Raw genomic sequence first — 13,364 nt, 5'->3', positions numbered from 1 at the left:
TTGATCAGGTTCGGAATTGAAGAACCCGCTGCGATTGCTCACAGCGGGTTTGCCGTTCTTGGGGTCTGTCGTGCCGTTTGTCACGCGGCTTCGGAGGCTTCCACTGGCAGCCGGTTCCAGATCGCTTCGGCGGTTTCTGCCCCGTAGGAGAGCAGGAAGCAGCCGGAGAGGGCGCGGTGGAGCGCAGCGGCATCTGCCAGTTCCTCGGTCTTCACACCAAAGCTGTTTTCCTGGCGCAGGGTCCGGTTGAACAGGCTCACCCTTCCGCTGCCTGTCGTTCGAGCCATCATCAGATTGGATGGAAACGGTGATTGCGGCGAACGGGCGCAGTAGAAATTGGACATCTCGATGTCCGTCTGTGCCGGGAGCATGTCGTCGAAACCATAGAGCTGGAACCAGCCTTCCGGCGTCTTGCGTTCCAGGACGATCTCGCCAGCAGCCATGTCCTCGGTAAAACGGAAGGTTTCACGCAGAACCTGGTGTTCGGTCCCCAGTTCGATCTTCAGCGGAACGCGGGGGCCGGGTCCGCCGAAGCCTGCATCCACCAGCCAGTCGGTTCCCTTCAGCCGCACCACAAAAGCCAGATGGCAGCGCGGCCCGCCCTTGGCACTTCCCATGCGGACCCGGGCCAGAAGAGGGCGGTGATTGAACCCGGCATTCTCGAGGGCTGCTCCGAGCAGGGTATTCTGCTCCATGCAGTAGCCGCCGCGCCCATCCAGAACCAGCTTGTTCCAGACGGCACCTGGGTCCAGATCCGGCACTGTCCCGAGCAACGGCAAGACATTCTCGAATGCAATCGCCTGCATTTGCCGTGTCTGCAGAATATGCAAGTCTTCCTCGGTCTTGGACAAGGTGCTGAGGCCAAGGCGGGACAGGTAAATATCTACTTCAAAAGTCATGATAGTCTCTTCTTCAGGAACGCAGCCTCTGTGTGGCTGCCTGCTCCCTGCGGCTTGTCAGGACATCTGGGTGAGCCGCTGTCCGGGAGCCACGAAGATTTGCCATTTGAAGGGGGCAGAAACAGTGCTTTGCGTCACAACTTGCCGCAAAGTCAGTTTTGCCGTCGCAGGAAACAGTGGGAGATCCGCCTATCTCCCGCCCCCGGTTGCCGTCTCTGTGAGGTAAAGGCGCTTGCGGGCCGTCAGCAAGCCGGCAATCGTCAGGGCCGAGAATGCAGCTCCTGCCAGGAAGGTCGCTTGCGGACCGAAAGCCTCCCATAGGGCTCCGGCCAATACGCTGGAGATCAGAAGGATGACGCCTGTCGTCAGGTTGAACATGCCAAAGGCGGTGCCGCGCAGTTCGGCCGGAGCGGTGTCCGCGATCATGCGCGCCAGCAATCCTTGCGTGAAGCCCATGTGAAGGCCCCAGAGGATCACTCCGAGAGAAAGGGTGAGGAGGCCGGAGGCATAGGCCAGAACCACATCAGCGAGAATGAGCAGAATGACGCCGGCAATGAGGATGGATGTGCGGTTCATCCTGTCCGACAAGGCCCCTACCGGATAGGCGGAAAGGGAATAGGCCAGGGACATGAGCATGAGGATGCCGGGAATGAACATCAGTTCAAGGCCAAGCGACTGTGCCCGCAGGATCAGGAAGGCTTCACTGAACCGGGCGAGTGTGAAGATCGAGGCGATGACAACAACCAGCCAATAGCCGCTGCCCAGTCGTATCAGTTCTGCGCGCCGCAAGGGAATTTTCGCAAGCTTCGTGTTTGCGGGACGCTTGGGTTCCTTGACCAGGAACAAAAGCACGGCAACAGAAAGACAGGCAGGAATGACAGCAATCCAGAACACGAACTGGAAGTGATCTGCGGTCATCCACATCAGTCCGATGGCAAGCAGAGGGCCGAGAAAAGCCCCGATCGTATCCAGCGATTGCCGCAGGCCGAAGCTTGCGCCTCTGAGTTCGGGAGGCGCGATGTCGGCGACGAGGGCATCTCGCGGCGCCCCCCGGATTCCCTTGCCGATGCGGTCGATGAAACGTGCGCTGATGAGCCAGTCAATCGAAGGGGCCAAGGGAAAGATCGGCTTGGTCAGGGCAGCTAACCCATAGCCGATCAGGGCCAGCAGCTTGCGCTTGCCAAGCCAATCACTCAGTGCGCCGGAAAAGACCTTGGTGATCGACGCGGTGGCCTCGGCAATGCCCTCGATGATCCCGACGGTCAGCATCGAAGTGCCAAGAACGCTCACCATGTAGATTGGCAGCAGGGCGTGGATCATTTCGGATGAAACATCCATCAGCAGGGAAACGAGACCGAGCGCCCATATGCCCGCAGGAATACGCCGCTTTTCCTGAGGAAGGGATCTTGTTGGGATGTTCGGGGATGTCGACGTCATCATCTGTTCTCGATGTTGGCGTCAAAGACGCGCTGGGCATAGCTGTCGAGCAAGGCTTCGCATTTGCGAAGCCGGGATTCGGCCTCGCCGGCGAGTGAGGCGCCGTAAAAGTCGAGCTTCCTGATCTTCTCGAACCATCCCTGAAGCTTTTTCAGGTCCGCATCCTCTTCCTCAAGCTCGGCGTAAGTGAACTTCTCGATCGCGATTTCCTTGGCGATTTCCGCTTCGTAGTCGTCGCATCGGCCGAGAAATTCCCGGTAATGCTCGTCCCGGTCTGCCTTGAAGCGGGCGATTACCTTGCTTGCCTGGACTGCGTCATGGGCGGCCGTTTCCAGGATGAGGGCCTCACCGTCCATGGTGAGGATATCATTCTCGATCATCTTCAGGCGGCGCGCATGGTCGTCCGTCTTTGGCAGGAGGCACGCGCCATTCTGGATATAGACCGCGCCCATTCCCTTGAGCTTGCGCCAGAGAGCCACCCGCCTGGTCGCGGGATCCGGAGGAACCTTGTAGGTGAGAAGCAGCCAGCTTGTATCAGTCATGTTTCATCAATGATGTAACCATCGTTTCAAATCAAGTGAAACTCTTTTCTTCCGGGCAAATGTGCGAACACGAAAAAGCCCGCCGGAATTGCTCTGGCGGGCTTTGAAGCTTTGGCTGTCTGCCTTTAGGCTTAGAGGCCTTCAGGGCCGCGCTGCAGGGCGGCGACGCCGGTGCGGGACACTTCGATCAGGCCGAGCGGCTTCATGATGTTGATGAACTGCTCGATCTTGGAGGTGCGGCCGGTGATTTCGAAGATGAAATGTTCGGTCGTTGCGTCGATCACCGTGGCGCGGAAGGCATCGCCCAGGCGCAGGGCTTCCAGGCGGCTGTCGCCGGTGCCTGCCACCTTGACCAGAGCCAGTTCCCGCTCGAGCGGCTTTTCCTGATTGGCAAGCTGGGCTTCCACGGTCAGGTCGGTCACCCGGTGGACCGGCACCAGCCGGTCAAGCTGGTGGCGGATCTGCTCGATCACCATCGGCGTACCGGTGGTGACGATGGTGATGCGCGACAGGTGCTTCTCGTGCTCAGTTTCCGACACGGTCAGGCTGTCGATGTTGTAGCCGCGGCCGGAGAACAGGCCGATGACCCGGGCGAGAACGCCCGGCTCGTTGTCGACCAGAACCGAAAGGGTGTGAGTTTCGACCTTGTCGCTGACGTCGGCCATGAAATAGACGGACGGAGCGGTGGGATTTAGCGTAGCGTTCATTGTCCTGTCGTCCTTACACCAGAGTGCGGCCAGCGTCGTCGATGGCGTTGGCCACGGCTTCATCGGTGGCCTCATCCGGAAGCAGCATTTCGTTATGCGCCTTGCCCGAGGGGATCATCGGGAAGCAGTTGGTCAGATTGGCCACGCGGCAGTCGAACAGCACCGGCCGGTCGACGGCAATCATCTCTTCGATCGCCCCATCGAGATCGCCCGGCTTTTCCACCCGGAACCCGACGCCGCCATAGGCATCGGCCAGCTTGACGAAGTCCGGCAGGCTGTCGGTGTAGGAATGGGACAGGCGGTTGCCGTGGAGCAGCTGCTGCCACTGGCGCACCATGCCCATGTACTGGTTGTTCAGGATGAACACCTTGACCGGCAGGCCGAACTGAACGGCGGTCGACATTTCCTGAATGTTCATCAGGATCGAGGCGTCGCCCGCGATGTCGATGCAGAGCGCATCGCGGTGCGCCACCTGGGCGCCGATAGCGGCCGGCAGGCCATAGCCCATGGTGCCGAGACCGCCGGAGGTCAGCCAGTGGTTCGGGGCTTCGAAGCCATAGAACTGCGCGGCCCACATCTGGTGCTGACCGACTTCGGTCGAGATGAAGGTCTTGCGGTTCTTGGTCAGCTCATAAAGGCGCTGGATCGCGTATTGCGGCATGATGACGTCGCTGTTCGGCTTGTAGGCCAGCGAGTTGCGTGCGCGCCAGTGGTTGATCTGTTCCCACCAGACCTTCATCGCTGCCGGATCGGCCTTCATGGAAGAGGTGCGCCAGATGCGGACCATATCTTCCAGAACGTGGGCGACGTCACCGATGATCGGCAGATCGACCTTGACGTTCTTGTTGATCGAGGACGGGTCGATGTCGATGTGGATCTTGGTGGCGAAGGGCGCGAAGGCGTCGAGGCGGCCGGTGATGCGGTCGTCGAAGCGGGCACCGATGCAGATCATGACGTCGCAATCATGCATCGTCATGTTGGCTTCGTAGGTGCCGTGCATGCCCAACATGCCGAGCCAGTTGTCACCGCTCGCCGGATAGGCGCCAAGGCCCATCAGGGTGGATGTGATCGGGAAGCCGGTCAGGCCAACCAGTTCGCGCAGCAGCTGGGTCGCCTGCGGGCCGGAGTTGATGACGCCGCCGCCGGTGTAGAAGACCGGCTTCTTGGCGTTGGCCATCAATTCGACGGCTGCACGCACGGCCTGAGCATCGCCCTTCAGCTGCGGGCGGTAGCTCTTGTGGGCGGCAGACGGGTTGGCGGTCGGGCCGTGATAGGTGCCGGTCGCAAACTGGACGTCCTTCGGAATGTCGATGACGACCGGGCCCGGACGGCCGGAGGTCGCGACATAGAAGGCTTCATGCAGGATGCGGGCGAGATCGTCGACGTTGCGGACCAGCCAGTTGTGCTTGGTGCAGGGACGGGTGATGCCGACGGTGTCGCATTCCTGGAAGGCGTCCGTGCCGATCAGGTGCGTTGCGGTCTGGCCGGTGATGCAGACGAGCGGAATGCTGTCCATCATCGCATCGGCAAGCGCGGTGACCATGTTGGTCGCGCCTGGGCCCGAGGTGACGAGAACCACGCCCGGCTTGCCGGTGGAGCGGGCATAGCCTTCGGCCGCGTGGCCGGCACCCTGCTCGTGGCGGACAAGAATATGCTCAAGGCCTTCCTGCTGAATGATTTCATCGTAGATGGGAAGCACTGCGCCGCCCGGGTAGCCGAATACGGTATCAACTCCCTGGTCTTTCAGCGCCTGGATCACCATCTCGGCGCCGGTCATCTCCCGTGTCATTCTCGAGGTTCCTTGCTTTTCGGTCTTGGGGGTATCCCAAGCTGGCGTTAGCTCTTCTTGCCGGTCAGTCCGGCGTGTCCTGTGGCCCGCCCGCCAAGCTTTCCCTTCAGAAGGCTTGGCGCGAAGGCCGGTCTTGTGTCCGGCGCGAAGGCCGGTGGGGCAAAGGGCAGGCTGGAGATACAAAAAAAGCCCCCGTCGGGAGCTTGTGTGCGCACCAGCCTGTTCCGAATGGGTCAACCCATTCCGGCGGTGCGCTTTCCTACTACTAGAATGAGAGCAGTGCGGGCCATGGCCGTTCTGTTTCCCTGTTGCCGTTGGATCCGCTTCTGCCGGATGGCAGAGGAGGAAAGAATGGAGGCGGGTGCTGTCACTCGCCTTGGATGCGCCGCACCGTAGTCAGGGGATCGGGTGTGGTCAAGATCAAAATTGCAAAAGTTACAAATTTTGGCGAAGGGCTTTTTGAAAATTACTCTGCGCGGTTTCTGTCCCCTGTCAGGCAAGTTATCCCCAGGGTGGGAGATAGGTTTCAGCTGATTGAAATTGCAGGGAAGTCCGCTGATTTCCAGGCGTGCCTGCACATGAGAGGAAATTAGCCCGGAAAAAAATTGGCAGGGGGATTGCGTTCCAGGAAAGGCAATTATATACACCGCCCATCGAAGCGCTGCGGCGCGACGGTCTCACCGCCAAACGCGGATGTGGGTGTATAGCTCAGTTGGTAGAGCATCTGACTCTTAATCAGACGGTCCTGGGTTCGAATCCCCGTGCACCCACCACTTCCTCCCCTTCTTGAAAAATAAGATCAAACAACCGCTCGCGGTTGTCTGTTGCTGTCTTGCGCTTGGCCTGGTGCTTTTCTGCGGTCAGGGCTTTTGTGCTGCCTCGAGGATCAGGGGCAGCAGGGCGGTCGCGCCGATCCTGTTGACGTGGTCATCGTCCTGATAGGCCATCTTGTCTTTCAGCACAGGGCTGCAGGCCGTGTCCGAGCAAAAGACGCCGTCGGGCTGCACCAGCCGGATTGAGCTGTTCTGAGACGCCAGGCTTTCTAGGAAGTGATTGGCCCGGTTCTGCCGCTCGCTTGTTTCCGACCTTGCCATCAGACAGGTGCCGGAAGCTTCCCGGCCAAGCAGTTCGGCCTGATAGCAGCGTACCGGATCAAAGGTGAATTCGGGCACGGGCTGCAGCAGGACAATGGTCTTGCCGGCAGCTTGCAGGGCTTTCGTCAGATGGGACAAGGAAGCCTCAAAGACGGCCTGGTTGCCCGCCTTGCTTGCCAGCTCCCATTTGCCGTGGGTCAGATAGACTGGTCCGCCGCCATCCGGCCCGTTCCGGGTGCCGGTGAAATACCAGACCCAGCGGGCGCTCAGAATCACGGTCCTGATCGTGTCATCGGCCAGAATGGCATCCAGCACAGGCGTGCCATTGCGCAGGCACTTTGATTTCGGCAGGGAAACCGGTGTGTTGCGCAGATAGGCTCCGGGAAGCGGGGGGCAGCCGTAGCCGATGAAGGCTCTGAACGGCGTGCCAGTCTCGTTTGCCCAGGTCTTTAGGGGCTCTTCAAGCGCCGCTGCATGAGAATCACCCCACAGGGCAATTCCGCCGGATTTTTCCGGTTTGCAGAGCCCTGCAAGTCCGGGAGTGCTGCAAAGCGGCCGGGACAGATCCGGATGGCGCTCGGATCTGGTCAGGGCCGCCAGATCCTCAGCTGTCCAGCGGTCCGGAACGCCTTTGCTCGAGGCAAGCAACAGGCAGAGTGCGATGGTTCCGCCCCAGGCCGCGATTCCTCCCAGTTTCAAGGGCGGAAGCCCCTGTGCAGCGCCGAGTTTGCGCATTGGCCGCTCGATCAGGAGGTAGAGCAGCGCGCTGAGCGGCACACAGGTCGCAAGCAGGCCCATGCGGGTTGCGAAGGTTGGTTCCGGGAAAAGCAGGATGTTGGAATAGACGACCAGCGGCCAATGGACGAGATAGAGGCTGTAGGACAAGGTTCCGATCACGCCGAGCAGCCTGTTTTCCAGCAGGGCCTGAACCAGTGCCGTCTTGCGGGGCCTTGACATCAGCCAACCAGCGGCGACGCATGGCAGAATGGACGAGGGCGCTGGCCAAAGCGTTGCGGGGCCGAAAACAACAGGCGTCGCCAGCAGAGCGCAAAGGGTCGCCCAGTCTGCCGCTTGCTGCCATCTGCTTCCCTCCGAAGGCGCAGCCTTGGCGGATGTGACATGCCAGGCAGCGAGAGCGCCAATGAGAAACTGCCAGAGCCGTGGGCCCGGATTGTAGAAGGCAACGCTGGGATCGGCGAACGTCAGGATCTGGCAGACCAGAAAGCTCAGTCCCAGAAGCGCAAGAACCGACAGTCGCTGGCGGTTTTCAGGCAGAAACCGGATTGCGGTGAGAAGGATTGGCCAGAGCAGGTAGAACTGCATCTCCACGCCGAGCGACCAGGTGTGCAGGAGAGGCCGGTATGCGGAAGCCGTCGCAAAGTAATCTGCTTCCGCGCTGAAATGGAGGTTCGGCCAGAAGGTGACGGCTGCAAAGGCCTCTTTTCCCAGAGACGCGAAATCCTCCGGCGTCAGAATGAAACAGCCGGCAACGCAAGTGGCGGCCACGACTGTGGTGAGGGCAGGGGCAATGCGCCAGAGCCGTTTGCCGAGGAAGCGCCAGATGAACGCTGCCTGAGATTTCCAGGAAAGATGAGGGTCGGTCCGGCGCGTCAGGATCGACGTGATCAGAAATCCCGACAGGACGAAGAACAGGTCGACACCGGCATAGCCGCCCTCGGTACCCGGAACGCCAAAATGGAATAGCAGCACGCCAAGGACGGCAAGGGCACGCAGGCCTTGCAGGTCCTGACGGAAAGCGGGGGACACGGCATCGCTCATCCGCGGGAAAGACCCATGGAGAGGGGAGCCTTGAGCGGCGAGATTTGCCGGTCGCTGAGGGGCTTGCCGGTCCGGCGCAGGAAGATTGTCACGTCGTTTCCACTTGAGGCCACTTCAGCCGCTTTCGGGCCGGTTCTGACAATCGGCCCTGTCTTTTCGCGCGGCACAATAGAATGGCTGCAGGCTTTCTGTCCACGCTGCTCCGGCACTCAGGGAAGGGGGAGGGATGAGCTGCAGCTAAATTAAGTTGCTTCTTTCGGATGATGCAATTTTAGATTGTTAAAGGTTGTGTCTCCCGTTACGCTGATCTTGGTTGTGCTGCGGGTTGCATTTTGGGCGGTCCGCAGCCGGTTCAGGTGCGGAGGTGCCTTCAGATGATGCGTCTTGCTGGTCCAAGAATTTATTCACATCGCGAAGAGGCCCGCGTCTTCTCAGCTATTGAAAACAAGGCATGTTTAGGGGACCGGGAGGGCTTCGTGACCAACAGGGACGAACCGGAAAATGGCGCTCTGGCGTCTGCCGCTGGGATCTGGATGAGCTGGATCGAAGATGCCGTGGTGCTGAAACGCAGGGCGCTTCGCCTGACCCGCGGCAACCGGGAGGATGCAGAGGACTTGTTGTCTTCGACACTGGTGAAGGCGGTCGCTCATGTGGAGAGGCACGAGACCGAAATCCGGGAACCACGCGCCTTTCTGCTCTTCGCCATGAAGAACGAGCATATCTCCCGCATGCGCCGGGTGCAGTCGGAACGGCAGGTCCGGGACTTCGGGGCGGATATCTATGTCGATCATGAGAGTTCCCTGTCCAGCAACCAGCCGGATCAGGAGAACCTGCTGCGGCACCAGGATACGCTTCGGGCGGTGGTTCATGTGGTGAATGCCTTGCCGCCGGAACTGCGCAAGGTGTTCAGGCTGAGGTTCTGCGAGGAGCAAAGCTACAGGGTGATTGCGGAGCAGCTGGAGATTTCCGAGCCTCTTGCCCGCAAACGGGTTCAGCACCTGCGGGAAAGGTTGCGGCAAGCGCTGGGGGAGGGGGAAGGCTGCCGCCTCCCTGAGAGCTGCATGCCGGAAAAAAGTTTGAAGCGCCTGTCACGCGCAGCGGGCTGAAGCGTCCATGAGTGGCGGACAGGTGCATGAGTGCGTTGGAGCCCTGTCCCTTCCGCTTCCCTCTGCCGGATGTGCACCCGGCTGCGAACAGGACAGGACGAAACCATGGCCGATAACGTCAATTCCCAGATTACGGATGCTGTCACCCAGACCAACGTCAAGGTGGTGGCCGAGGCGCCGGCACAGGCAATCGCAGCGCTCTATCAGGTCGCAAGCCACGCCTCCGGCCTCTCCATCCAGAATGCCGTGCACAGTCAGCAGGCGATGAACCAGATCACGACTGCGGTCGTGTCCAAGGCCTGCCAGCTGATCATGGATATCGGCGAGTAACTTCAATTTCGGCGAGAAGGCATGTTGTCTTTTAGCCGGTCGTCATCGGGATGAATGTGTCCCGGCAATGTCACAAGGAGACGGACCATGGGATTGAGTGGCTGGTTTGGCGCGCGTTCCGCGCCCGGTGCCGGAGATGACGGCAAGACCGCAGCTGACGGGACGGCTCCCAAAGCCTCTGCGGCAGCGGCTGCACAGGCTGCCGGTCTTGGTTCTGCTCCCGGTACCGCTCCGGGCTCTGGTCTGGGGGCAGGTCAGGCTGGTGCACAAGCAGGGGCAGGGGCAGGGAATGCTGCCCGCACAGGCGACCAGAAGCAGGCCGCTGCAACCCTGCCCCAGAAAACCGCCCAGACGCCGGGAAACACCCGAGCCGCCCTGGCGGCAAAGGCTCCCACGCCCAACGTCTCCGCGCTCAATCAGCAGGTCGTCCAGGCGGTGCAGTTCTCCAACACGGAGACCAGCAATTACGCGGATAACATTGCGATCACGCCGCCGGAGATCATGGTCAGTCAAACAGCGGGGATGGCCGTGCAGGATGCAAAGAACTACATGAATGCGATCATGCAGATCGCCGTCGCAGCCCAGGCCGTCGCCATCAAGAAGGCCGCAGAAGGTCCTCAGCCCGCTTCCACGATCAAGGAGATCCCCTTCATGGAGGACATCCAGAACATGGTGACACAGGCTGTGACCGTCTTCGGAACGGTCAGCACAACGGCAGGCAGCTCGGCCAAGACCGTGATTTCAGACCTGAAGTCCAGTTAAGGGGCCGTGCCTCAAGCGCCGGTCTTGAACCGGTAGGTTGGAAGTCCCCGGGTGCCATGGCCCTCGACGAGGAACAGGCTGCCGGAGAGGCTGTCTTCCGGTTCACCGCCTGGCTGCAAGCTGGTGACCACGAGCTGGTCGAGGTCCGGGCCGCAGAAACAGGGCATGGTCGGCTTGGGAGCGGGGATGCCGATGGCATGCAGCAGGCTGCCGTCCGGGGCAAAGCAGTTGAGCACACCGGCCGAGACGCCAGCGCTCCAGTAATTGCCCTCAGCGTCCACCGTTGCCCCGTCGGGGCGGCCGGTTTCGTTGGTCTGCTGGGCAAACAGCATCTTGGAGCCGAGTGCTCCGGTCGCAGGCTCAAAGCCATAGGCTTCGATCCAGCCCGGGCCTGAGTCCGAGTGATACATGATCGTGCCATCCGGTGACCAGGCGAGGCCGTTCGAGACCTGAAGGCCCTCGCGGATGCTGTCGACACGGCCAGACCCATCGATGCGATAGAGGCTTGCCAAAGGTTCGCGCGGGCTGACGGTGGCCATGGTGCCGACCCAATAGGCGCCATCCGGCCCGATCTTGCCGTCGTTCAGGCGGGTATTGGGAAGATCTGCCTCCACTTCCGCAAGTGGCTCCTGCGCACCAGTGGCGGGATCGAACAGGATCACCTTGTCCCAGACCGAAACGATCAGCCTGCCGTCATCGGTCAGTCCAAAGGAGCCGACCTGGTTGTCGAAGGTGAAGGTTTTGATGGCGCGGGTCGCCCAGTCCATCGCCTGGATGGTGCAGCCCTGGATATCGGTCCAGTAGAGCGTTCCGGTGGTCTCATCCCAGGTCGGGCATTCGGCAAGCTTGTAGGTCGGCTCGATGAGGCGCGAAATCTGGAAAGGCACCCTTAGGTCTCCGGTGGTGGTCGCATTGGTTGTGGCGGACTATACCGTGCCGGGTCAGGGGCGTCGACACGCTTGTTCTTGCCGGTGGATAGACTGCGTTGCACCTGGCCAATTGCGGCCGGAAAGCCGGGACTTACGGGCAGTGCACCTGATAGGGCGTGCCGTCCTTGTCATGGGCGATGCAGTTGCGCGGTGTGGTGACGATACCGATCAACCCGCCGCCGACCGCGCCGATCGCAGCACCGGCAAGAGCAGCGCCTGCGGTGGAACCCGCCGCGGCGCCAACGACCGCACCGGTGGCCGCACCCAATCCGCCGCCAATCAACATGCGGTCGCGTTGGCTGTCCGTGTTGCTGGCACAGCCACTGAGGGCCAAAGACACAAAAACGGCGGCTACCGCACAGAACCTAACCCGGCTCATCCGATTCTCCTGTCGAATCTGATCGAATCACCGGGTAATTCTAGCGCGGAAACCGCCGCTTGAAGACCTGTTGTCCCTGACAGGTCCGGAAAGGTCCGGACCCGCCTGGTCAGGCGTGCCGTATTACGGGCAGGACACTGCGTAAGGACGGCCGTACTGGTCGTAAGCCGTGCAGTTCTTCGGGGTGGTTGCAGAGCCGACGATCGCGCCGCCGGCGCCACCGATGGCCGCACCAACGAGTGCGCCGCCAACACCGTTGCCGGTTGCTGCGCCGATGGCTGCACCGGTTGCAGCGCCAAGGCCGCCGCCGACGAGCGCACGGTCGCGCTGGCTGTCAGACTGGCAGCCCGCCAGGAAAAGAGCGGCAGCGCCGATCAGGAGAAGCTTCTTCATCGTGTTTCCTCACTGGAAAGAATGAGTGGTCGAATTTCTTGTATTATGGGCAAGCAACGCGGTACGGACGGCCGTAACGGTCATAAGCCACGCAGTTTTTCGGGGTGGTTGCGGAGCCGACAATTGCGCCACCAGCACCGCCGATGGCTGCGCCCACGAGGGCTCCGCCAACGCCATTGCCGGTAGCTGCACCAATGGCAGCACCCGTTGCTGCGCCAAGACCGCCGCCGACGAGGGCGCGGTCGCGCTGGCTGTCAGACTGGCAAGCCGTCAAAAGCAGGGCGCTCGCGGCCACAACGATGAGTTTCTTCATAATTACACTCTCCTAAAGCCCAGGAATCGTTGTTTCAAATTACCCAAACCCTGCCGGCGGCAATGCGCAAACTGCGCCTGATGCCGGAAACTCCCCAAGCGTAATGTCGTTTGCCGGTCTTCGCAATCTCCCGGAGGAAGACCGCATTCCGCAGGAGGACCTATGAGGAGTTATATGGGCGAAAAGACGGCGGTCAATGGCTGGGGGGCATAAGAAACAACAGGATTTTTCATTCCTGTGCCATGGGATGTGTGTTGGGGAGGCTTTGTGAGATGGCGAAGCGCCGCCGCAGGTCCCGGTCTGACGCTCCGCAAGTCAATTCCCTTAGCGCGGGCCTGCCGGGGCCGATCTGCCATTGATGGACCGTCGTACCTCTTCCTGCACGATGTCGAGGATCATGGACTTCAGGTCGTTCACCCCCTTGGCAATCCGGGGATCTGCGCTGGCGATCTGAGCCGCGCGGGCAAGTGGCACATTTCCGGGGGCTGTCACGACCGGAGGAAGCTCCCTGCTGCCCGTTTTCAGGACATTGATCAGCAGGGTTTCATCCTGAAGGATCTGGTCGAGCACGGTTTCCTGGGTCTTGAGAGCCTTGGAAAGATCTGCTGCACGGCTTCGTGCGTCGGTGAGAACACGGGTAGCGGTCTTGACCGTTTCTTCCAGCGCCTTTTCGCCAGCTTCCTTTTGTTCAAGGATGCTTCCCGCGATGCTGAAAAGCTGCGGCATGGAGCTGTAGAGGCTTTGCACTTCCCCCTGCAGCTTTGTGCTCTGGACAAAGCTTTCCAGAAGGCTCTGCAGCAAAGTGGAAGGATTTCCTGTGCTGGTTGCGGTGCTTGTGCCTGTGCCAGACGGCTGTCCGTTTGGGGTGGAATTCGCGAGTGGAGGCATGATCCTGATCCCTTCTC

At 60.8% G+C, this 13,364-nt stretch carries 14 protein-coding genes and 1 tRNA gene; 4 read left to right on the top strand and 11 right to left on the bottom strand.

The annotated features are described in order from the left end of the window. Positions 1 to 80: 80 nt before the first annotated feature. The 5 genes from BUA94_RS10050 to BUA94_RS10030 all read right to left on the bottom strand — a co-directional run bounded on the left by BUA94_RS10050 (position 81) and on the right by BUA94_RS10030 (position 5,374). Positions 81 to 899 carry an arylamine N-acetyltransferase family protein gene (locus BUA94_RS10050; protein ID WP_073012518.1) on the bottom strand — a complete coding sequence of 273 codons (819 nt, stop codon included), beginning with the start codon at positions 897 to 899 and terminating at the stop codon, positions 81 to 83. 189 nt (positions 900 to 1,088) lie between these two features. After that, positions 1,089 to 2,336 (bottom strand): MFS transporter, encoded by a 1,248-nt coding sequence (locus BUA94_RS10045; protein ID WP_073013802.1) that lies wholly within the window; start codon positions 2,334 to 2,336, stop codon positions 1,089 to 1,091. Then, on the bottom strand, positions 2,336 to 2,878 hold the full coding sequence (locus BUA94_RS10040) for a Chromate resistance protein ChrB (protein WP_073012515.1): 543 nt from the start codon (positions 2,876 to 2,878) through the stop codon (positions 2,336 to 2,338). The genes BUA94_RS10045 and BUA94_RS10040 overlap by 1 nt, the downstream gene beginning before the upstream one ends. 131 nt (positions 2,879 to 3,009) lie before the next feature. Beyond that, entirely contained in the window at positions 3,010 to 3,585 is a 576-nt protein-coding gene (ilvN, locus tag BUA94_RS10035; protein ID WP_073012512.1) for an acetolactate synthase small subunit, read from the bottom strand. A gap of 13 nt (positions 3,586 to 3,598) precedes the next feature. Beyond that, positions 3,599 to 5,374, bottom strand: coding sequence for an acetolactate synthase 3 large subunit (locus BUA94_RS10030; RefSeq protein ID WP_073012509.1), 1,776 nt, complete (start codon positions 5,372 to 5,374; stop codon positions 3,599 to 3,601). A 697-nt stretch (positions 5,375 to 6,071) separates the two neighbouring features. Here BUA94_RS10030 and BUA94_RS10020 point away from each other — a divergent pair. Next, a tRNA-Lys gene (locus tag BUA94_RS10020) sits at positions 6,072 to 6,147 on the top strand. Between the two features lie 87 nt (positions 6,148 to 6,234). Here BUA94_RS10020 and BUA94_RS10015 read toward each other — a convergent pair. Then, positions 6,235 to 8,235 (bottom strand): acyltransferase family protein, encoded by a 2,001-nt coding sequence (locus tag BUA94_RS10015; protein WP_175558028.1) that lies wholly within the window; start codon positions 8,233 to 8,235, stop codon positions 6,235 to 6,237. A 488-nt stretch (positions 8,236 to 8,723) separates the two neighbouring features. Between BUA94_RS10015 and BUA94_RS10010 the strand changes: the two genes are divergently transcribed. The 3 genes from BUA94_RS10010 (at position 8,724) to BUA94_RS23585 (ending at position 10,445) form a co-directional block, all read left to right on the top strand. Next, positions 8,724 to 9,353 (top strand): RNA polymerase sigma factor, encoded by a 630-nt coding sequence (locus BUA94_RS10010; RefSeq protein WP_208980043.1) that lies wholly within the window; start codon positions 8,724 to 8,726, stop codon positions 9,351 to 9,353. Between the two features lie 105 nt (positions 9,354 to 9,458). Then, the gene (locus tag BUA94_RS10005) at positions 9,459 to 9,683 is read left to right on the top strand and encodes a RebB family R body protein (protein WP_073012494.1); all 225 of its coding nucleotides are present in this window, start codon (positions 9,459 to 9,461) and stop codon (positions 9,681 to 9,683) included. An 87-nt stretch (positions 9,684 to 9,770) separates the two neighbouring features. Further along, the gene (locus BUA94_RS23585; protein ID WP_073012490.1) at positions 9,771 to 10,445 is read left to right on the top strand and encodes a hypothetical protein; all 675 of its coding nucleotides are present in this window, start codon (positions 9,771 to 9,773) and stop codon (positions 10,443 to 10,445) included. An 11-nt stretch (positions 10,446 to 10,456) separates the two neighbouring features. Here BUA94_RS23585 and BUA94_RS09995 read toward each other — a convergent pair whose 3' ends face one another. From BUA94_RS09995 to BUA94_RS09975, 5 genes are all read right to left on the bottom strand, one after another. Then, on the bottom strand, positions 10,457 to 11,332 hold the full coding sequence (locus BUA94_RS09995) for an SMP-30/gluconolactonase/LRE family protein (RefSeq protein WP_073012487.1): 876 nt from the start codon (positions 11,330 to 11,332) through the stop codon (positions 10,457 to 10,459). A 133-nt stretch (positions 11,333 to 11,465) separates the two neighbouring features. Then, complete coding sequence (locus tag BUA94_RS09990) at positions 11,466 to 11,753, bottom strand: hypothetical protein (protein ID WP_073012484.1); 288 nt, start codon at positions 11,751 to 11,753, stop codon at positions 11,466 to 11,468. Positions 11,754 to 11,876: 123 nt separating this feature from the next. After that, positions 11,877 to 12,146 carry a glycine zipper domain-containing protein gene (locus BUA94_RS09985; RefSeq protein ID WP_073012482.1) on the bottom strand — a complete coding sequence of 90 codons (270 nt, stop codon included), beginning with the start codon at positions 12,144 to 12,146 and terminating at the stop codon, positions 11,877 to 11,879. Positions 12,147 to 12,189: 43 nt separating this feature from the next. Then, a complete protein-coding gene (locus tag BUA94_RS09980) occupies positions 12,190 to 12,459 on the bottom strand; it encodes a glycine zipper domain-containing protein (protein WP_073012479.1) in 270 nt (89 codons plus the stop codon). A gap of 324 nt (positions 12,460 to 12,783) precedes the next feature. Further along, a complete protein-coding gene (locus BUA94_RS09975; protein ID WP_073012476.1) occupies positions 12,784 to 13,260 on the bottom strand; it encodes a hypothetical protein in 477 nt (158 codons plus the stop codon). Positions 13,261 to 13,364 lie beyond the last annotated feature (104 nt).

The sequence above is a fragment of the Roseibium suaedae genome (genome assembly GCF_900142725.1).
In the GTDB taxonomy this organism is placed as follows: Bacteria; Pseudomonadota; Alphaproteobacteria; order Rhizobiales; family Stappiaceae; genus Roseibium; species Roseibium suaedae.
Note: the sequence above shows the minus strand (reverse complement) of the source record. Positions and strands in the feature narration are given on the sequence as shown.